Below are 20374 nucleotides of genomic sequence, written 5' to 3' on the forward strand. Positions count from 1 at the left end.
GGCTCGGTCGGTGGTTGCGCCAGTCACGGACACCACCTTAGCCACCGCCCTCGCGCCGTCCGGGCTCGTCGGCCGCCGGCGAGGGCGTCACCGGGCCCGCCGGGCCGGGCGCGAGCGGCTAGCCTGCAGCCATGGATCGAGGGCCGGGGGTCACCGCACGCCTGGCCGGGGCGGCCGTGCCGCCGCGCCGGCTGACGCTGCGGCGGTGGGTCTCCGGCGGGCTGGCGCTGCTCGGCCTGAGCCTGTGCGGCCTGGTGCTGCTCGGCGCGGTGGGCGTGTCCACCGGGCCGGGAGCCGGGCTGCTCGGGCTCGCCTTCGCGGTGCTGCCGCTCGGCATCGTCGTCCCGGCCTTCCTGTGGGTCGACCGGCTCGAGAGCGAGCCGCGGCGGCTGCTGCTGCTCGCCTTCGTCTGGGGCGCGGTGGTGGCCACCGCCGTCGCCCTCGTCGCCAACACCGGCACCATGGCGATCATCGCGGGCACCACCGGGGCCGACCCCACCTCGCTCGGGGCCGTCCTCGTCGCGCCCGTCGTGGAGGAGACGGCCAAGGGGACCGGGGTGCTGCTGGTCCTGCGGCGGCACCGGCGCGAGTTCGACGGGGTCGTCGACGGGCTGGTCTACGCCGGGCTGTGCGCCGCCGGGTTCGCCTTCGGGGAGAACATCCTCTACCTCGGCCGCGCCTTCAACGAGGCCGGCGCCGAGGGTCTGGTCGCGACGCTGGTGCTGCGGGGGGTGGTCGGGCCGTTCGCCCACCCGATCTTCACCTGCTGCACCGGCATCGGGCTCGGGGTCGCGGCGTTCACGCGCAGCCGGGTCCTGCGGGTCCTCGCGCCGCTGCTCGGCTGGCTCGTCGCGGTGGCCCTCCACGCCGCCTGGAACCTCTCGGCCGTCGCCGGGCTCGAGGGTTTCGTCACCGGCTACCTCTTCATGCAGGTGCCGATCTTCGCCGTCTTCGTCGGGCTGGCGACCTGGGCGCGTCGCCGGGAGGCGCGCATCGTCGTCACCGAGCTGGGGCGCTACGCCAGGGCGGGCTGGCTCACCGACGTCGACGTCGCGATGCTGGGGTCGGTGGCGGCGCGCCGCGCCGCCCGGTCGTGGGCGCGCGGGGCCGGCGGCCTGCGGCTGCAGTCGGCGATGGTCACCTTCCAGGACGCGGCGAGCGACCTGGCCATGCTGCGCCACCGGATGCAGCTGGGCGACGTGGACGACCACGTCCTCGCCGAGGAGCGACGGCTGCTCACCGCGATGATGGAGTGTCGTGCCCAGTTCGTGGGGTCGCGGGCACTGTAAGGTTAACGGCTGGTTAACAACCCGTCGTGCGACGTGGCGACCGGCGGACCCGGCGGCTGCGCCTGCCACCGTGAGGTGGGCCCGCGTCGACGACGGCGGGGCACCTGCTCCAGGCATCGACGACAGGGACGACGAACGACGTGGCACGAGCACAGCTGATCGGTGGCGAGACCCCGGCGCCCCGCACCCTGGTGGACCTCCTGGAGGAGGTGGCACGCCGGCACCCGACGGCCGCGGCGATCGACGACGGCACCACGGTCCTGGACTACACCGAGCTGCTGTCCCGCGCCGGTGCGCTCGCCGACCGGCTCCACGCCGAGGGCGTGCGCCGCGGCGACACGGTCGGGATCCGGGTGCCGTCGGGCACGTGCGACCTCTACGTCGCCATCGTGGCGGTGCTGCTCGCCGGGGCCGCCTACGTCCCGGTCGACGCCGACGACCCCCGCGAGCGCGCCGAGCTGGTCTTCTCCGAGGCGGGAGCCGTGCTCGTCGTCACCGCGGGCCTGCGGCTGCACCTGCTCGACCTGGACGCCGACCGTCCCGGCAACCTCGACCGGCGCCCCTCCCCGGACGACGACGCCTGGGTGATCTTCACCTCCGGCTCGACCGGGACCCCCAAGGGGGTGGCGGTGACGCACCGCAGCGCGGCGGCCTTCGTCGACGCCGAGTCCCGGATGTTCCTGCAGGACGCGCCGCAGGGGCCCGGTGACCGGGTCCTCGCCGGCCTCTCGGTCGCCTTCGACGCCAGCTGCGAGGAGATGTGGCTGGCCTGGGGCCACGGAGCCTGCCTCGTGCCCGCCCCCCGCGCCCTGGTCCGCACCGGCATGGACCTCGGCCCGTGGCTCGTCGAGCGCGGCATCACCATCGTCTCCACCGTCCCGACGCTCGCCGCCCTGTGGCCGCCGGACAGCCTGGACGCGGTCCGGCTGCTGATCTTCGGCGGCGAGGCCTGCCCGCCCGAGCTCGCGGAGCGGCTGGTCCAGCCCGGCCGGGAGGTCTGGAACACCTACGGCCCCACCGAGGCCACCGTCGTCGCCTGCGGCGCCCGCATGACCGGCGAGGGTCCCGTCTCGATCGGGCTGCCGCTCGACGGCTGGGAGCTCGCGGTCATCAAGGACGACCAGCTGGTGAGCCAGGGCGAGGTGGGGGAGCTGATCATCGGCGGCGTCGGGCTGGCCCGCTACCTCGACCCCGCGAAGGACGCCGAGAAGTACGCCCCGCTGCCGCTGCTCGGCTGGGACCGCGCCTACCGGTCGGGGGACCTGGTGCGCTACGAGCCGGATGGGCTGATCTTCATGGGCCGGGCGGACGAGCAGGTCAAGCTCGGCGGCCGGCGCATCGAGCTCGGCGAGGTCGACGCCGCGCTGCAGGCGCTGCCCGAGGTCGCCGGGGCCGCGGCCGCGGTCAAGGCCACCGACGCGGGCGGCCAGGTCCTCGTGGGCTACGTCGTGCCGCAGGACCCCGACTCCTTCGACCGTGCCCAGGCGCGTCAGGAGCTCGCGACGGTGCTGCCCGCCGCGCTGGTCCCGCTCATCGCCGTCACGGACACCCTGCCCACCAAGACCTCCGGCAAGGTGGACCGCGCGGCCCTGCCCTGGCCGCTGCCGGACCTCGCGCCCAGCGCCGGCGGCGATGGGCCGACCCTCACGGGGACCAGCGCGTGGCTCGCCGAGCAGTGGTCGGCGGTGCTGGGCTCGCCGGTCACCAGCCCGGACGACGACTTCTTCGGGCTCGGCGGCTCCAGCCTGACCAGCGCGCAGCTCGTGTCGGTGCTGCGGCGGACCCACCCCGAGATGACGGTGGCGGCGGCATACGCGCACTCCCGGCTCGCGGACCAGGCGTCCTTCCTTGACGTCATGGCCGCCCGGCAGCGCACCGACCAGGCACCGCCGCGCACGATCACCCCGGTCCCGCGACGCTCCCAGCTGGCGCAGCTGCTGATCGGCGTCCCGCTGTCGACGCTCACGGCGCTGCAGTGGCTGGTGGGCGTCGCGCTGGCCGGCAACCTCGCCCACCTGGTGATCGACCTGCCGTGGGCGCCGGTCACGCCGTGGTGGCTGGTCGGGCTCGGGTGGTTCCTGCTGCTGACGCCGCTCGGCCGGATGAGCCTGACCGTCGTCGGGGCCCGCCTCCTGCTCGCCGGGCTCCGGCCCGGCACCTACCCGCGCGGCGGGTCGGTCCACCTGCGCCTGTGGGCCGCCGAGCGTCTCGCCGAGGCCGTCGGCGCGGTCACCATGGCGGGCGCGCCGTGGATCGTCTACTACGCCAGGGCCCTCGGCGCCAAGGTCGGGCGCGACGCCGACCTGCACACGCTGCCGCCGGTCACCGGCATGCTCACCCTCGGCCGCGGCTGCTCGGTCGAGCCGGAGGTCGACCTCGCCGGGCACTGGCTCGACGGGGACCTGCTGCACGTGGGGCACGTGACGGTGCGCGCCGGCGCGGTCGTCGGCGGCCGGTCCACGCTCGGTCCGGGCACCGTCGTCGGGCGCGACGCCGAGGTGCTGGCCGGCTCCTACGTCACGGGGGAGGTCCCGGACGGCGAGCTCTGGGCCGGCTCTCCCGCGGTCAAGGTCGGTCGGGCGCGGCCCGCGTGGCCGGCCGACCGCCCGGTCCAGTCCCGCGCGTGGCTCATCATGTATGCCGCCAGCGCGGTGCTGCTCGGCCTCGTCCCCACCCTCGCGGCGCTGCCCGCCGTGGCGCTGCTGCTCTGGGCGGTCCGGGGCACCACCACCCTCGGCGCGGCCCTCGGTCGGGCCCTGGCGTGGACGCCGGCGGCGACGGTCCTCGGGATGCTGACCCTGGCGCTGCTCACCCTCGTCGCGGTCCGCCTGCTCGGGCTCGGGCTGCAGCCGGGCTACCACCCGGTGCGGTCGCGGATCGGCTGGCAGGTCTGGGCGACCGAGCGGCTGCTGGACAGCGCCCGGACGCTGCTGTTCCCCCTCTACGCCAGCCTCCTCACCCCCGTGTGGCTGAGGCTGCTCGGGGCGCGGGTGGGGCGCAACGTGGAGGCCTCGACGGTGCTGCTGCTGCCCGCGATGACCCGCATCGGGGAGGGCTCCTTCCTCGCGGACGACACGATGATCGCGTCCTACGAGCTGGGCGGCGGCTGGGTGCACATCGAGCGCGCCAAGGTCGGCAAGCGGGCCTTCCTCGGCAACTCGGGGATGGCCGCCCCCGGTCGCGCGGTCCCCAAGAACGGCCTGGTCGCGGTGCTCTCCGCCGCCCCCGCCAAGTCCAAGTCCGGCTCGTCCTGGCTCGGCTCGCCGCCGGTCAAGCTGCAGCGGCAGGCCACCGACCACGACGTGTCCCGCACCTACCACCCCAGCCGCCGCCTCAAGGTGGCCCGGGGTCTGGTCGAGCTGTGCCGCCTCGTGCCCGTCATGTGCACGGTCGCGCTGGCGCTGCTGGTCGTCGCCACGCTGCTGCTGCTGTGGGCGCAGGTCGGGCTGTGGGCCGCCGCGCTGCTCGGCGGTGTCGTGCTGCTGGTGGCCGGTGTCGTGGCCGGCCTCGTGACGGCCGCGGTCAAGTGGGCCCTGGTCGGACGCCTCGCGGTCACCGAGCACCCGTTGTGGAGCAGCTTCGTATGGCGCAACGAGGTCGTCGACACCTTCGTGGAGATGGTGGCGGCGCCGTGGTTCGCGTGGGCGGCGACCGGCACGCCGGTGCTCAACGTGTGGCTGCGGCTGCTCGGCGCCACCATCGGCAGGGGAGTGTGGTGCGAGAGCTACTGGCTGCCCGAGGCCGACCTGGTCACCCTGCGAGACGGGGTGAGCGTCAACCGCGGATGCGTCCTGCAGACCCACCTCTTCCATGATCGGATCATGCAGATGGACACCGTCACCCTCGAGCACGGCTCCACCATGGGGCCCCACGGCGTGATCCTGCCCGCTGCCGGGCTCGGCCGCGCCACCACCGTCGGGCCCGCCTCCCTGGTGCTGCGCGGCGAGCAGGTCCCCGACGGCACCCGCTGGATCGGCAACCCCGTCGCGCCGTGGACCGCCGGCGCATGAAGCCCCCGGCCCTGCCCCGCAAGCCCCGCAACGTCGTGATCGGCCCGGACCCCTACGTCCCCCACCACGGCGACCTCACGTATGCCGTGCGCCACTACGACCTCGCGCTGGACTACCGGGTCCCGAGCAACCGTCTCGCCGGTCGCGCCCGCATCGCGATCAGCCCGCTGCAGCGGCTGGACCGCTTCGCCCTGGACCTGGCCGGGACCTTGTCCGTCGGCAAGGTCCTGGTCGACGGGGCGCGGGTCCGCTACGCCCACCGCGGTGACCGCCTCACGATCACCCCGGCCCGCCCCCTGCCGACCGGCGCCGACGTCACGGTCGAGGTGCAGTGGTCGGGCAACCCCCGCCCCACCCGCGGCCCCTGGGGCGAGGTCGGCTGGGAGGAGCTCACCGAGGGCGTCCTGGTCGCCGGTCAGCCCGACGGCGCGCCCACGTGGTTCCCCTGCAACGACCACCCGGCGCTCAAGGCGACCTACGCGATCGAGGCGACCACGGACTCGCCATACGTGCTGGTCACCAACGGCGCCCTGGTGGGGCGGACCGTGCGGGGCTCGCGCACCACCTGGCGCTACGAGCAGCGCGAGCCGATGTCGCCCTACCTCGCGAGCGTGCAGATCGGCGCCTACGTGACCGAGGAGCTCGCGGCCGGGCCGGTGCCGCAGCGGCTCCACCTGCCCGCCCGGCTGCGGCGCACCGCGCTGCACGACTTCGCGCGGCAGCCCCAGATGATGGAGCTGTTCACCGCGGCGTTCGGGCCCTACCCGTTCGCGGCGGGCTACGACGTCGTCGTCACCGACGACCCGCTGGAGATCCCGCTGGAGTCGCAGGGCTTCTCGACCTTCGGCGCCAACCACTGCGGCGGACGCCGCCACGACGAGCGCCTGGTGGCGCACGAGCTCGCCCACCAGTGGTTCGGCAACGCCGTCGGGGTCGCGAGCTGGCAGCACATCTGGCTCAACGAGGGTTTCGCGTGCTACGCGGAGTGGCTGTGGGCGCCCTACGGCGGTGGCGAGAGCACCGACGCCGCCGCTCGCCGCTGGCACGCCGCCCTCAAGCGCCAGCCGCAGGACCTGGTGATCGCCGACCCGGGCGCGGCCGACATGTTCGACGACCGCGTCTACAAGCGTGGCGCGCTCACCCTGCACGCGCTGCGCCGGCTGCTGGGGGACCAGGTCTTCGGCGAGCTGGTGCAGGCCTGGGTGGCCGAGCACCTGCAGTCGGTCGTGACGACGGAGATGTTCGTCGAGCACGCGAGGACGTATGGCGGTGCGCCCGCCCGCACCCTCCTCAAGGCGTGGCTCGAGCAGCCGACCCTCCCCAAGCTGCCCGCACGCCGCTGACCCGCGGAGCCGCCGCCGGCCCGCGGCGCTCACGGCGATCCTCAGGGCAGGTCGAGCAGCTCGTCCCCGTCTCGCTGCACCACCTCGATGGCCGCGACCCGGTCGTCGAGGTCGTGCAGCGCCACCGCCGCGACGTAGCCCTGCGGGGCCCGCAGGTCCTCGACGTGCACGACCGGCGCGGGCGGCTCGGGCCACGCCAGCAGCGCCGGGGCCTCGGTGGGGGCGGTGAGGCGCACCGTCGGGGGGTCCAGCGTCATGCCGTGGCCCGTGGCCTTGAGCACCGCCTCCTTGCGCACCCACCACGTCGCGCGGGCCCACGCCGCGTCGCGGTCGTCGAGCTCGGCGAGCTCCGCGATCTCCTCCGGGTGCAGCGACACCTCGTCGAATCCCTCGAAGGCGCAAGCCGACTCGACCTCCACGTCCACCCCGACGGGAGCGGTGGGGGAGAGCGCGACGACGGCGAGCCCACCGGCGTGCCCGAGGCTCAGGTGCTGGTCCAGGTCGGGCGCGACGAGGCGGCCGTGCTCGGTGGACCCGCAGGTGGGGCAACGGCGCTCGAGCACCACGTCGTGCGGGTCGACCCCGCAGCGGACGGCCAGGGCGAGCCGCAGCAACGCGTGGGAGGCGACGAGGCGGGCGCGGTCCGCGGGCCGGTGCAGGCCCTCGAGCCGGAGCAGCTCGTCGTCGTCCAGCAGGCCACGCAGCCCCGGGGTGTCGACGACGCGCGCCACGTGGACCTCGACGTCCCCGGTGATCATGGCGCCTCCAGCAGGACTCGAACCTGCAACCGTCGGATTAGAAGGCCGATGCTCTATCCATTGAGCTATGGAGGCAAGGGCCGCCAGTCTAGTGGGCGCCACGCGGGACCCGATCGAGGCCGGGCGCCCGCCGCGTCGGCCGATCGCATCGGTCGCGTGGGCCGATCGCATCGGCCCGTCGCCCAGGTCAGAGGACCGGGGGGCCGAAGACGTGGAAGCCCTGCCGGGCCGGCTCGTAGGAGTAGCCGGTGGAGAAGACCTCACGGGTCAGCGCGTCCATGTCCAGCAGCACCGCGCCGCGCAGCCCGGGCACCGCGTTGATGGTCGTCAGGGCCCGCAACCAGCCGCGCTCGTCGGCCTGCCGGTGCACGAACTCCTCCAGGCTCGCCACGTGGCCGCGGTAGCGGGCCTCGAAGTCGTGCTCGGACATCGCCTGCTGGAAGGTGTGCTCGGCGTAGGCGGCGTAGGCCTCGCCGTGACGGTCGATGCCCTGCCCGAGCGCGTGCATCACCCACAGCTCGGGCTGCACGAGGGGGTAGACCTCGTAGAAGCCCATCCGCCCGTGCACCTGCCACTCCAGGTCGCGCGGGTCGCCGGGCAGCGACGCCAGGGCCAGCTCGACGGCGCGCTCCGGGCGGGTCATGTCGACCCAGCGGCCGACCTCGCAGCGGGACCGGGCGACGTAGAGCATCGGCCGGGGCTCGTCGGTGCGGCCCCACCCGGTCCAGCCCGCGCGCCGGGCGGCCTCGCAGAACTCCCGCAGCGCCTGGACCCACCGCGGGTGCTCGCAGTCGTCGGCGAGCACGTCGAGCTGGTCCAGCACGGCGTCCGGGCGCAGGATGTCGTAGACGACGAACTCCCCGAGCGGGCTCTCGGGCTCCGGCGCCAGGTGCTCGCCGATCACGTGGCACAGGACCGCCCCCGCCTGGCCGCGCAGCTCGAGGTCGCGGTCCAGGGCCGTCTCGATCCACTCGGGGCTGCGGCGGTGCTCGCGCATCCAGCTCAGCTCGGCGACGTGGTCGGGGTGGGGGACGTCCCGACGGCGGTAGCCGTCGCTGACGGGGGTGCCGGTCATGCCGCCTCCTTCGGGTCTGGCGTCGTCTGGTCTCGTGTCGTCTCGGGTCGCGCGTCGTGAGCGGGCCGGTCCGACGACGACGGTAGAACGGCTGCCCCGCCCGTCTCAGGCGGCTGGGAGAGGCCGGGGGATTTGTCCGACGAACTCCGCCCGGACGGCTGGGGAGCGTGACTCTCGGTGAGATCCGGTGGCGCCGGGTCCATGCCTGGGACGGGGGGACGTCCCGTATGCCGCCTGCCCACCGCCGGCGGCGCTGAGGCGGGGCGCCGGTGCGGCATACGGGTGAGGGGTCGGACAAACTTCCCGCCCCCGACACCTCGCGGACACTCCCAGGTGGCCTTGACGCTCGGCGCGTGGCGCAGGTTAACGTCCAGTTCAGCAGGCGCCGCCCACGGCCCGCACGCCGACGTGCCGGCCGCGGCCGACGCCTCCGGGCCCGCCCCCGAGCCCGGACCGTCAGCACGCCGACGACGGCGTGCCGTCCTCAGGGAGAGACATGTCTCGAGTGCGCACCACGCGCGCGGCCGCCGTCCTCGCCGGCCTCGTCATGATCACGGCGTCCGCCGCCCCCGCCCTCGCCGCCGACCAGGGCGACCAGGGCCGCGGCAAGGGCCACACCAAGCCTCACAAGCCCGGTCACCCCGGCAAGCCTGGCAAGCCCGACAAGCCTGGCAAGCCGGGCGACAAGCTCGTGGACCTGCAGATCCTGGGCTTCAACGACTTCCACGGCAACCTCGAGGCGCCGGCCGGCTCGAGCGGCCGGGTCGTCGTCGACCACCGGCTCGACCCGACGACCGGCAAGCCGGTCGACGTGACCGTCGACGCGGGCGGCGCCGCCAACCTCGCCACCCACCTGAAGACCCTGCGCCAGGGCCAGGCGCGCTCCATCACCGCGGTGATGGGTGACCAGGTGGGGGCCTCGCCGCTGCTGTCCGCGGCGTTCCACGACGAGCCCACCATCGAGGCGCTCAACCTCATGGGTGTCGGCGTCGGGACCATCGGCAACCACGAGTTCGACGAGGGCTACCGCGAGCTGCTGCGCATCGTGCAGGGCGGCTGCCTCGACGACGGCGACGGCAAGGACAACCAGAACTCCTGCGCGAGCGGCACCTACCAGGGCACGGCCTACCCCATGGTCGCGGCCAACGTGTTCTACAAGGGCACCAACAAGACGGTGCTGCCTCCCTACGTCGTCAAGGAGGTCGGCGGCGTCAAGGTCGGTTTCGTCGGCGCGGTCCTGAAGGACACCCCCAACATCGTCACGCAGGCCGGGGTGGCCGGGCTGGACTTCCGCGACGAGGTCGCGACCATGAACGCCGCCGCCAACCAGCTGCAGCGCCAGGGGGTCAAGGCGATCGTCGCGATGGTCCACCAGGGCGGCTCGTTGCGGCAGCAGCAGTGGCAGGCCCCCGACGGCAAGACCTACGGGGTCAACCCCACCTACGACTCGGTGTGCGGCAAGGGAGGCGAGCTCGACCCCAACAGCGAGATCCTGCCGATCGCGCGCAACCTGTCCCCGAAGTTCGACCTGGTGATGACCGGTCACACCCACCAGAGCTATGTCTGCGACGTGCCCGACCCCGACGGGCAGCCCCGTTACGTCACGTCCGCGCTGTCCTTCGGCCGGCTCGTCACCGACGCCCGGATGAAGTACGACACCCGCTCGCGGGACATCGTGCGCAGCTCGGTGCAGGTGACCAACCGGATCGTCTCGCGGGACGTCACCCCGGACCCGGCGGTGTCCGCGCTGGTCGCGAAGTACAAGGAGCTCGTCAAGCCGATCGCGACCAAGGTGCTCGGCCAGATCACGACGGACGTCACCAAGACCCAGAACCCCGCCGGCGAGTCCACCCTCGGTGACCTGATCGCCGACGCGCAGCTCGCCGACCCCTCGGTCGTGTCGGGCGGCGTCAAGCCGGTCGCGGCGTTCATGAACCCGGGCGGCATCCGCACCGACCTCACCTACAAGGCGTCCGGCAGCGAGGGCGACGGCGTGGTCACCTACGAGGAGGCCTTCCAGGTCCAGCCGTTCAACAACTACCTGGTGTCCATGGACCTGACGGGCGCGCAGCTCTACACGCTGCTCGGCCAGCAGTTCACCGGCACCAACGCGGCCTTCCCCAAGGTGCTGCAGGTCAGCAAGGGCTTCCGCTACGAGCGGACCGCTGCCGGCGCGATCAGCAACATCACCATCGACGGCCAGCCCGTCGCCAACGACGCCGGCAAGACCTACCGGATCGTCACCAACAACTTCCTGTCCGACGGTGGTGACGGCTTCCCGGTCTTCAAGGAGGGCACCAACAAGCTGATCGGTGGCCTGGACATCGACGGCTTCGCCGCCTACCTGTCCGCGCACTCGCCCTACACGCCCGGCCCGCTGGACCGGATCGTGCTCAAGTGAGCTGACGCCCAGGCCGTATGCCGACGGCGCCCCCGACCCGGACCTGCCGGGGCGGGGGCGCCGCGCGCTACCGGTGGGCCGGCGGGCCGGCCTGGTCGGAAGGGGCGGAAGGGTCGGAAGGGTCGGCGACGACGGCTATGCCGGCTCGGACGGCAGCAGCGCGCGCCCGAAGACGAGCACGAGGAGGAGCAGCAGCGTCACGACGTGCACCAGCGTGCACCACAGGCAGATCGCGCCCAGCTGGACCTCGGCCCACACCAGGTAGCAGACCGCCACGAGGCCGACGGCGGCCATCGCGAGCCGGGGCAGGTCCAGGCGGGGGCGGCGCCATACGGCGGGCAGGCACAGGAGGACCAGGGCGACGAAGTAGAGCAGCCCGAGGTAGGCCACCGGCATCCCCAGCACCGTCGCGTATGCCGACCGGGTCACCGTGGCGCAGCTGACGACCTGACCCTCGGGGCACGCGAGCGTCTGCCCCCCGGTGCGGTGCTCGTAGCTGAGGTAGGCCGAGGTCAGCAGGCCGACCACCGAGAGCCCGAGGCTGCTGCCGACCAGCCAGCCGGGGGCGCGGCGCTCCGGGCGGGCGACCGGCGGGCGGACGTAGCCGTCCCGTGGGACGCCGCCCTTGCGCGTGGTCCGGGTCATGCGCCGCTCACTTGTCCTTGATCTTGCCGGCGGCGTCCTTGACGGCCTTGCTGGAGCACACGTCGGCCGGCTTGCCGCCGGTCTGCTCGCAGATCGCAGCGGTCAGCACGTTGGCGCCCTCGAGGATCGCCTTGGCCGCCGGGTCGGTGCCCGCCTTGAGGGAGCCCGCGATCTGCTGCGCCGACTTGCCCTCCAGCAGCTTGATGTCCATGAGGCCGCCGTGCTGGAAGGTCTTGCCCCCGATGGAGACGAAGGGGATCGCACCCTTGCTGCGCTCGTCGGTGTAGGGCGGGAAGTCGTAGGTCTCGAAGAGCTTCTTGTCGGCGCCGTCGAGGGTGTCCAGCGGGACGTAGCGGCCGTTCTTGCTCTCCGAGGTGGTGGTCTCGTAGCCGGTGAACGCGACGGTGTCGCTGGTGTAGGCGGCGCCGTGGTTCTGCTGGCTGAAGGACACCGTGGCGAGCGGCTCGAGGCCGGGCTCCTTGACGGACCGGCCCTCGGTCAGCGAGGTCCACTGCCCGAAGCGGCCGAGGGCCACGGCGGTCGACCAGCGCAGGCCGGCGCAGTAGGGGCAGTACTCCGCGCCCACGTAGAGCACCTGCGGCTTGCCATCCTTGGTCACCGCCGTCGCGTCCTTGGCGCGGGTGGGGCCGTTGGTCGTGTCACCCGCGCCCGCCGACTGCAGGGTCTGCTCCGGGACGTCGTTGAGAGCCGCCAGCGAGGCGGCGTCGAGCCGGGCGGCCGAAGCTGCCGCGGGGGAGGGCTTGCCCCGGTTGAGCAGCGCCACGGCCACGACCGCCCCGACGATCGCGAGGACCACCAGGGAGGTGACGGCGGCGAGCAGGACCCGGCGGCGGCGCTCGGCCGCCTGCTGCTGGGCCCGCAGGGCGGCGGCGCGCTCGCGGGCGGCCTGCTTGGAGGCGCGGGACGTGGCCAAGGGGGTCTCCTGGTCTCCTGGGGGCTGCATGGGCAGCACGATGGCTGCCGTCCCGTCACGGTGCGTCCATGACGAGGACCGTCCGGGGGAGTCTAGCGAGGGCGACCGTACCGTCCCGGGACCGGGGCCGCAGCCGTGGCGACGGCCGCGGCTCGCCGCTGCGGAAGCGCCCCCTGGCTGGGCTCCACCTGACAGAATGTGCCGCGGGCCGTCGACTGCCCCGCACCGGGTCGGCGTGACGATCCGTGACCGACCCCGGGCGCGAGGAGCACATGGTGGAGAGCACGCAAGCGGCGGCGCGAGGCGACCTGCTCGTCGACGCCGTCGAGCACCTCAAGGTGACCGCGGAGCGTGCGACCTTCCCCATCGAGCTCGCGTCCAGCACCACCGCCCGCGAGGGCCGCGCCACGCTGGTGGCGCAGCTCGACGACTACATCCTGCCGCGGCTCGCGGCGCTGGACGCCCCGCTGCTCGTGGTCGTCGGCGGCTCGACCGGCTCCGGCAAGTCCACCCTGGTCAACTCCGTGGTGCGGGAGGCGGTCTCGCGCAGCGGGGTGCTGCGGCCCACGACCCGGGCGCCCGTCCTGGTGCACCACGAGGCGGACCGTGAGTGGTTCACCCGCAAGGTGCTGCCGCGGTTCGGGCGGCTGACGGGGCGCAGCGACACCCAGGGCGCGGTCGACGAGGACATGGGCTCGGTGCGGCTGGTGACCAGCGCGACGCTGCCCGCCGGGCTCGCGCTGCTGGACGCGCCCGACATCGACTCCGTCGTCGCGGCCAACCGCGAGCTGTCCCGCCAGCTGCTCAACGCCGCCGACCTGTGGCTCTTCGTCACCACGGCGGCCCGATACGCCGACGCCGTGCCGTGGGAGCTGCTGCGCCAGGCGGGGGACCGCGGCACCTCCGTCGCGATCGTGCTCGACCGGGTGCCCGACGAGGCGATGGGCGAGGTCCGCGACGACCTGACCCGGATGCTGGCCGAGCAGGGCCTGGCCGGCGCCCCGATCTTCGCGGTGCGCGAGGTGCGGCTGAGCGAGGACGGGCTGCTCCCCGAGGACGAGGTCGCGCCGCTGCGCCGCTGGCTGGTCACCCTCGCCCAGGACGCGGTGGCGCGCCAGACCGTGGTGCGGCGCACCCTGTCCGGAGCCCTGGACTCCCTCGGCGACCGGGTCGGGCAGCTCGTGACGGCCAGCGAGGAGCAGCAGGACGCGGCCCGCGACCTGCGCCGCGCCGCCGAGAGTGCGTATGCCGATGCCGGTGACGGCGTCGAGGCCGGGGTCAGCGACGGCACCCTGCTCCGCGGGGAGGTGCTGGCCCGGTGGCAGGAGTTCGTCGGGACCGGAGAGTTCCTGCGGACCATCGAGTCCGGCATCGGGCGGCTGCGCGACCGCCTCACCGCGGCCATCAAGGGCACGCCCCAGCCGGCCGAGCAGCTCGGCGAGGTGCTGCAGTCCGGCGTCGCCACCCTGGTGGTGTCGCAGGCCGACCGGGCCGCCTCCGACGTGCGCCGCCAGTGGCGCCACGACCCCGGCGGCGAGGCGCTGCTGGCGCGGCATACGGGCCTGGGCTCCTCCTCGCCGGACCTGCCGGACCGCGTGGACCGGCTCGTGCGGGACTGGCAGGGCGACCTGCTCGACCTGATCCGCAGCCAAGGGCAGGACAAGCGCACCACCGCGCGGGTGCTCGCCTACGGCGTCAACGCGCTCGCCGTCGTCCTGATGCTCGTGGTCTTCACCCAGACCGGTGGCCTGACCGGCGCCGAGGGCGGGATCGCCGCCGGCTCCGCGGTCCTCGCGCAGCGGATCCTCGAGGCGATCTTCGGCGACCAGGCGGTGCGCACCTTGGCCCGCCGCGCCCGCCGCGACCTCATGGACCGGGTGGGTGAGCTGTATGTCGACGAGGCCGACCGCTACCTGCAGGCCGTGGACGCGGCGTCGGTGCCGCCGGACCAGGCGACCGAGCTGGCCGAGGCGGCGGTCCGAGTGAAGGCGGCACGATGAGCACCCTCCTGCGGCGCAAGCACGCCGACCAGCACGCCCTGTCCGCCACCGAGCGCGCCCGGGTCCTCGCCGAGGCCCTGCAGACCGGTGGCGCCGAGCTGAGCGACGACGCCGTCGCCCACGCCCGCCGCGCCATCAACCAGACCCGCGAGCGCACCGCCCTCGTCGGGGGGCACACCGTGGTCGCCCTCGCCGGCGCGACCGGGTCGGGCAAGTCGTCCACCTTCAACGCCCTGGTGGGCGAGGACGTCTCGCGGGTCGGGGCGCGTCGCCCCACCACCGCCACCGCCACGGCGGCCGTCTGGGGCGACGAGCCGGCGACGCCGCTGCTCGACTGGCTCGGCGTCGGCGACCGCCACCAGGTCGGTCGGCAGGTGGCGCAGCAGGCGGCGCCGCAGGTGGGCGCCGCCGCGACCGAGGAGGGGCTCGCGGGCCCGGGTGCGCTGGACGGCCTGGTGCTGCTCGACCTGCCCGACTTCGACTCCCGCGCCGAGGCCCACCGGCAGGAGGCCGACCGGGTGCTGCAGCTCGCCGACGTCTTCGTCTGGGTCACCGACCCGCAGAAGTATGCCGACGCCCGGCTGCACGACGACTACATCCGGGCGCTCGCCGCGCACGACGCCGAGACGGTCGTCGTGCTCAACCACGCCGACCGCCTCACGCCCGAGGGCGTGGACCAGTGCCTCGCCGACCTGCACCGGCTGCTCGTGGCCGACGGGCTGCCCGAGCGCACCCAGGTGATCGCCACCTCCGCCCGGACCGGCGCCGGGCTCGACCGGCTGCGGGCGCGGCTCGCCGAGGCCGTCGCCTCCCGGACCGCCGCCGAGCGTCGCCTCACCGGCGACCTGCGCACCTCCGCGGAAGCGCTGCGTGAGCAGGTCGGGTCCGTCGACCCGCAGATCCCCGCCGAGCCGGGGGACGAGCTGGTCTCGGCGCTCGGGCGGGCCGCCGGGGTGCCGGTCGTGCTCGAGGCCGTGGAGCGTGACTACCGCCGCGAGGCGGCGCAGATGACCGGGTGGCCGTTCACGCGCTGGGGCCACGCGCTGCGCCCCGACCCGCTGAAGCGGCTGCGGCTCAAGGAGGACAACGACCTCGGCATCGAGGCCACGGACGTGCGTCGGACCATCGGCCGCTCGTCGCTGCCGCCGCCCACGCCGGCGGCCCGCGCGGCGGTGGACCTCGCGACCCGGCGGCTCGCCGACGAGTCCTCCCAGGGGCTGCCGACGCCGTGGGCGGAGGCCGTGCAGCGGGCTGCCGCGCCCGAGGACAACGACCTCGTGGACTCCCTGGACCAGACCGTGCTCGCCGTGCCGCTGCGGGCGCGGCGCCCGATGTGGTGGTCGGTCTTCAACGCGCTGCAGTGGCTGCTCGCCATCACGGCGGTGGCCGGCCTGGTGTGGCTGCTGGTGCTGATGGGCCTCGGCTGGGCTCAGCTGCCCGTCCCGGACTCGCCCCGCCTCGGCATCCTGCCCTACCCGCTGATCATGCTGGTGGGAGGCGTCCTGCTGGGGCTGCTGCTGGCTGCCCTCGGGCGGCCGATCGCCCGAGCCGGCGCCCGGCGGCGGCGTGACGGGATCGGCCGACGGTTCCACGCCGCGATCTACGACGTGGCGCAGGAGCGACTCGTCGCCGAGGTGCGTGACGTGCTCGAGCGGCACGCCCGCACCCGGCAGCTGCTGGACCAGGCACGCGTCGCGCCCTGACCCCCGGCCATGTCTGGATCGTTCCGGTCCGGGACCTCCCTGCACCTCGCCGGAGCAACGCGTCGGTGACAGCGTGGCTGACATGACCACTGCACTCGTCGTCATCGACGTCCAGGAGTCCTTCCGCCGCCAGGCGTCCTGGGCCGACATCTCCGCACCCGACATCGTGGAGCGGACCAACCGGCTGGTCGACGCCGCGCACGCGGCAGGGGACCTGGTCGTGTGGGTGCTGCACGAGTCGCCGGGCTCCGGCGGACCCTTCGACCCCGTCAACGGGCTGGTCCGGCTGCAGCCCGACCTTCGAGCACGCCAGGGCGACCTGACCGTGGTCAAGACCAGCCACAACGCGTTCACCACGACCAACCTCACGCAGCACCTGACCCGCCACGACACACGCCGGCTGCGGATCAGCGGGATCCGCGTCGAGCAGTGCGTCGAGACCACGGCCCGCCTCGGCTCAGACATGGGCTACGACGTGGAGGTGGTCATTGATGCCTGCGGCACGCACCCTCTCGCACTGGCCGATGGCTCCGGCGTGCTGACGGTCGAGCAGGTCACCGAACGCACCGCAGCGGCCCTGGCGGGGCGATTCGCGACGATCACCACGGTTGAGCAGGTCGTGGGAGGGTGAGCGGGTGACCACCCGCCGGGCCGCTCGCCGTGTCCTGATCGTGCTGCCCGAGAGGGCACACGTGATGGACGTCGCCGGCCCGGCGCAGGTCTTCACCAACGCCGCCGAGATCACCGACAGCTCCTACGACATCAGCTACGTCGCCGCGGCACCGCTCACCACGGCGCACCAAGGGCTGGGACTGGTCGCCCCGACCCGGTGGCCGGAGCTCCAGCCCGGCGACCTGGTGCTCGTGCCGGGTTGGAAGACCGAGAACTCCGAGAACTCCGTGGAGCACCCCGTGGGTGGCCTCGACGGCGCTCTGCTCGAGCGCATCCGCGCCCACTGGGAGCGAGGCGGCCAGATCGCCAGCATCTGCGCCGGGGCCCTGGCCCTGGCCGAGGCCGGCATCCTGCGCGAGCAGGCCGCGACGACCCACCACGACCTCGTCAGCACCCTGGCCCAGTGCCCGGGTGTCACCGTGGCCCAGGACGTCCTGTTCACCTGTGCCGAACGCCTCCACACCTCGGCCGGCATCGCCAGCGGCATCGACCTCTGCCTCCACCTGGTCGCTCACGACCACGGCCCGGCCCTCGCCGCCCGTGTCGCGCGCACCCTGGTCGTCCCCGCATGGCGCAGCGGCAACGCCACCCAGGCCTCGGTGCTGCTCGTCCACCGCGACCACATGGACGACCTCGTCCACCGCGCCCAGGACATCCTCGACGACCCGACCGGACGACCCCTGTCCTTGGCGCAGCTCGCCGGTCGGCTCGAGGTCAGCGGACGCACCCTGACCCGTCACTTCACCCGCGCCACGGGACTCACGCCACAGGCCTACGCCACCGCCGTCAGGCGCGAGCACGCCGCGCTGCTGCATGGACAGGGCTGGACGTGGGACGCGGCAGCTCGCGCCGTGGGGTACGCAGATGCCCGGTCCCTGCGAAGCCGGCGCGTCCACCCCTGAGCGGCCGATCGACACAGGACCGGTCCTGGCCGCCTGCGCGTGACGGGGAGCGTCCACAGAGGCCGGTGAGCGCTCGACCACCGTGCCCGGGCCGCACCGCCCACCAACCGGCTCGTTGTCCACAGGCCGGTGGGGCGGACGCGGATTTCCGCGACGCTGTCCACAGCCGGGCAACACCCCCTGGGCCGGCTGCGCCGGAGCCCGCAGGCTGGGGACCACGAGGCCCGGACGGGGCCGTGGACCCAGGAGGACCAGTCATGCACGAGACCATCGTCACCATCACCGGCAACCTTGTCGCCGACCCCGAGCTGCGGATCACGTCCAAGGGGGAGGGCTTCGCCACCTTCCGGCTCGCGTGCACCGAGCGGCGCCGCGACGCCAACGGCGTCTGGACGGACGGGCACACCAACTTCGTGCGCGTGACGACCTTCCGGTCCCTCGCGCAGAACGTCATGGGCACGCTCAAGCGCGGCAACCGGTGCATCGTCCAGGGGCGGCTGCGCGTCGCCGACTGGGAGTCGGGCGAGCGCCGCGGCACCAGCGTCGAGATCGACGCCCACGCGGTGGGCCCGGACCTGACCTTCGCCTACGCCGACGTGACCCGGGGCACCTGGTCGGCGGTGCCGGACCGGCTGACGGACACCGCCGTGCAGCAGGTCCACGCCCAGGACGCCGGCCTGCCGGAGCCCGACGAGGCGCCCTTCGCCGACGTCGAGGACCGGGCTGCCGACTTCGACGGGGAGCCGGAGGGGTCGGAGCAGTCGCAGGAGCCGCAGGGGACCGACTACGCCGACAGCGAGAGCCGCGTGTCGGCCTACGCGTAGCGGACGAGGCGGCGGCGTCGTCGCGGCGGTGTCGAGTCGGTGTCGCGCCGGCGTCGCGGATTGGGTGGCTCCCCCGGCCGCCGGATAGCCTGAGCAGCATGGCGGAGTTCATCTACACCATGTCCAAGGCCCGCAAGGCGGTCGGCGACAAGGTCATCCTCGACGACGTGACGATGTCGTTCTTCCCCGGTGCCAAGATCGGGGTGGTCGGCCCCAACGGCGCCGGCAAGTCCACGATCCTCAAGATCATGGCCGGCCTGGACCAGCCGTCCAACGGCGAGGCCCGGCTCTCTCCGGGCTACAGCGTCGGGATCCTGCTGCAGGAGCCCCCGCTCAACGAGGCCAAGACGGTGCTCGGCAACGTCGAGGAGGGCCTCGGCGAGATCAAGGCCAAGGTCGACCGGTTCAACGAGATCTCCGCCGAGATGGCCGAGGAGGGCGCGGACTTCGACGCCCTCATGGAGGAGATGGGCAAGCTCCAGGAGGAGATCGACCACGCCGACGCGTGGGACCTGGACTCCCAGCTGGAGCAGGCCATGGACGCGCTGCGCTGCCCGCCCGGCGACGCGGACGTCACCGTCCTGTCCGGTGGTGAGCGCCGCCGGGTGGCGCTGTGCAAGCTGCTGCTGTCCAAGCCCGACCTCCTCCTGCTCGACGAGCCCACCAACCACCTCGACGCCGAGTCGGTGCTGTGGCTCGAGCAGCACCTGGCCGCCTACCCCGGCGCCGTCCTCGCCGTCACCCACGACCGCTACTTCCTGGACAACGTCGCCGAGTGGATCTGCGAGGTCGACCGGGGGCGGCTCTACGGCTACGAGGGCAACTACTCGAAGTACCTCGAGTCCAAGGCCGCCCGCCTGGAGGTCCAGGGCAAGAAGGACCAGAAGCTCCAGAAGCGGCTCAAGAGCGAGCTGGAGTGGGTCCGCTCCAACGCCAAGGGTCGCCAGGCCAAGTCCAAGGCCCGCCTCCAGCGCTACGAGGAGATGGCGGCCGAGGCCGACCGCACCCGCAAGCTCGACTTCGAGGAGATCACGATCCCGCCGGGGCCGCGCCTCGGCAGCACCGTCATCGAGGTCAAGGACCTCAAGAAGGGCTTCGGCGACCGGGTCCTCATCGACGGACTGTCGTTCACGCTGCCGCGCAACGGCATCGTCGGTGTCATCGGCCCCAACGGCGTCGGCAAGACCACGCTCTTCAAGACCATCGTCGGTCTGGAGGAGCCGGACTCCGGCTCGGTCAGGATCGGCGACACCGTCGACATCTCCTACGTCGACCAGTCCCGCGCCGGCATCGACGCCGAGAAGAACCTCTGGGAGGTCGTGTCCGACGGCCTGGACTTCATCCAGGTCGGCAAGGTCGAGATCCCCTCGCGCGCCTACGTCTCGCAGTTCGGCTTCAAGGGCCCGGACCAGCAGAAGAAGGCCGGCATCCTCTCCGGCGGCGAGCGCAACCGGCTCAACCTGGCGCTGACCCTCAAGCAGGGCGGCAACCTGCTGCTCCTCGACGAGCCCACCAACGACCTCGACGTCGAGACCCTCGGGTCGCTGGAGAACGCCCTGCTGGACTTCCCCGGCTGCGCCGTCGTCATCAGCCACGACCGGTGGTTCCTGGACCGGGTCGCCACGCACATCCTCGCCTACGAGGGCACCGAGGAGGACCCCGCGGCGTGGTACTGGTTCGAGGGCAACTTCGAGGCCTACGAGAAGAACAAGATCGAGCGGCTCGGCGAGGACGCCGCCCGCCCGCACCGCGTCACCTACCGCAAGCTCACCCGCGACTGACGGTGGGCCGCGCGAGCGCCCGCTGCCCCACGGGGCG

Annotated in this window: 14 protein-coding genes and 1 tRNA gene; 10 read left to right on the top strand and 5 right to left on the bottom strand. The window is 73.6% G+C overall.

What is annotated here, in order from left to right:
* Positions 1 to 131 precede the first annotated feature (131 nt).
* The 3 genes from ADJ73_RS09510 to ADJ73_RS09520 all read left to right on the top strand — a co-directional run bounded on the left by ADJ73_RS09510 (position 132) and on the right by ADJ73_RS09520 (position 6642).
* The gene (locus ADJ73_RS09510) at positions 132 to 1289 is read left to right on the top strand and encodes a PrsW family intramembrane metalloprotease (RefSeq protein WP_050348076.1); all 1158 of its coding nucleotides are present in this window, start codon (positions 132 to 134) and stop codon (positions 1287 to 1289) included.
* 140 nt (positions 1290 to 1429) lie between these two features.
* Complete coding sequence (locus ADJ73_RS09515) at positions 1430 to 5299, top strand: Pls/PosA family non-ribosomal peptide synthetase (protein WP_050348077.1); 3870 nt, start codon at positions 1430 to 1432, stop codon at positions 5297 to 5299.
* Entirely contained in the window at positions 5296 to 6642 is a 1347-nt protein-coding gene (locus tag ADJ73_RS09520; RefSeq protein WP_050349354.1) for a M1 family metallopeptidase, read from the top strand. The genes ADJ73_RS09515 and ADJ73_RS09520 overlap by 4 nt, the downstream gene beginning before the upstream one ends.
* 41 nt (positions 6643 to 6683) lie before the next feature.
* Here ADJ73_RS09520 and ADJ73_RS09525 read toward each other — a convergent pair whose 3' ends face one another.
* The 3 genes from ADJ73_RS09525 to ADJ73_RS09535 all read right to left on the bottom strand — a co-directional run bounded on the left by ADJ73_RS09525 (position 6684) and on the right by ADJ73_RS09535 (position 8475).
* Positions 6684 to 7400 carry a 4'-phosphopantetheinyl transferase family protein gene (locus ADJ73_RS09525; RefSeq protein WP_050348078.1) on the bottom strand — a complete coding sequence of 239 codons (717 nt, stop codon included), beginning with the start codon at positions 7398 to 7400 and terminating at the stop codon, positions 6684 to 6686.
* Positions 7400 to 7475: transfer RNA gene (locus ADJ73_RS09530), tRNA-Arg, on the bottom strand. The genes ADJ73_RS09525 and ADJ73_RS09530 overlap by 1 nt, the downstream gene beginning before the upstream one ends.
* A 112-nt stretch (positions 7476 to 7587) precedes the next feature.
* Positions 7588 to 8475, bottom strand: a complete 888-nt coding sequence (locus ADJ73_RS09535) for an antirestriction protein ArdA (RefSeq protein WP_050348079.1) — start codon at positions 8473 to 8475, stop codon at positions 7588 to 7590.
* A 496-nt stretch (positions 8476 to 8971) separates the two neighbouring features.
* Between ADJ73_RS09535 and ADJ73_RS09540 the strand changes: the two genes are divergently transcribed.
* A complete protein-coding gene (locus tag ADJ73_RS09540; protein ID WP_082176886.1) occupies positions 8972 to 10876 on the top strand; it encodes a bifunctional metallophosphatase/5'-nucleotidase in 1905 nt (634 codons plus the stop codon).
* Between the two features lie 135 nt (positions 10877 to 11011).
* Here ADJ73_RS09540 and ADJ73_RS09545 read toward each other — a convergent pair whose 3' ends face one another.
* Both ADJ73_RS09545 and ADJ73_RS09550 read right to left on the bottom strand, forming a co-directional pair.
* Complete coding sequence (locus tag ADJ73_RS09545; protein ID WP_082176887.1) at positions 11012 to 11521, bottom strand: vitamin K epoxide reductase family protein; 510 nt, start codon at positions 11519 to 11521, stop codon at positions 11012 to 11014.
* Positions 11522 to 11528: 7 nt separating this feature from the next.
* The gene (locus ADJ73_RS09550; protein ID WP_156188192.1) at positions 11529 to 12485 is read right to left on the bottom strand and encodes a DUF929 family protein; all 957 of its coding nucleotides are present in this window, start codon (positions 12483 to 12485) and stop codon (positions 11529 to 11531) included.
* 242 nt (positions 12486 to 12727) lie between these two features.
* Between ADJ73_RS09550 and ADJ73_RS09555 the strand changes: the two genes are divergently transcribed.
* From ADJ73_RS09555 to ettA, 6 genes are all read left to right on the top strand, one after another.
* A complete protein-coding gene (locus ADJ73_RS09555; RefSeq protein ID WP_050349356.1) occupies positions 12728 to 14455 on the top strand; it encodes a dynamin family protein in 1728 nt (575 codons plus the stop codon).
* Positions 14452 to 16158 (top strand): GTPase, encoded by a 1707-nt coding sequence (locus ADJ73_RS09560; protein WP_050348082.1) that lies wholly within the window; start codon positions 14452 to 14454, stop codon positions 16156 to 16158. The genes ADJ73_RS09555 and ADJ73_RS09560 overlap by 4 nt, the downstream gene beginning before the upstream one ends.
* Positions 16159 to 16240: 82 nt before the next feature.
* Complete coding sequence (locus ADJ73_RS09565) at positions 16241 to 16789, top strand: isochorismatase family protein (RefSeq protein ID WP_050348083.1); 549 nt, start codon at positions 16241 to 16243, stop codon at positions 16787 to 16789.
* Positions 16790 to 16793: 4 nt separating this feature from the next.
* Positions 16794 to 17732, top strand: a complete 939-nt coding sequence (locus ADJ73_RS09570; protein ID WP_253272531.1) for a GlxA family transcriptional regulator — start codon at positions 16794 to 16796, stop codon at positions 17730 to 17732.
* A 257-nt stretch (positions 17733 to 17989) separates the two neighbouring features.
* On the top strand, positions 17990 to 18556 hold the full coding sequence (gene ssb / locus ADJ73_RS09575) for a single-stranded DNA-binding protein (protein ID WP_050348084.1): 567 nt from the start codon (positions 17990 to 17992) through the stop codon (positions 18554 to 18556).
* Between the two features lie 98 nt (positions 18557 to 18654).
* Positions 18655 to 20337, top strand: coding sequence for an energy-dependent translational throttle protein EttA (ettA, locus tag ADJ73_RS09580; protein ID WP_050348085.1), 1683 nt, complete (start codon positions 18655 to 18657; stop codon positions 20335 to 20337).
* The last annotated feature ends 37 nt before the right edge of the window (positions 20338 to 20374 follow it).

The sequence above is a fragment of the Arsenicicoccus sp. oral taxon 190 genome (assembly GCF_001189535.1).
GTDB lineage: Bacteria > Actinomycetota > Actinomycetes > Actinomycetales > Dermatophilaceae > Arsenicicoccus.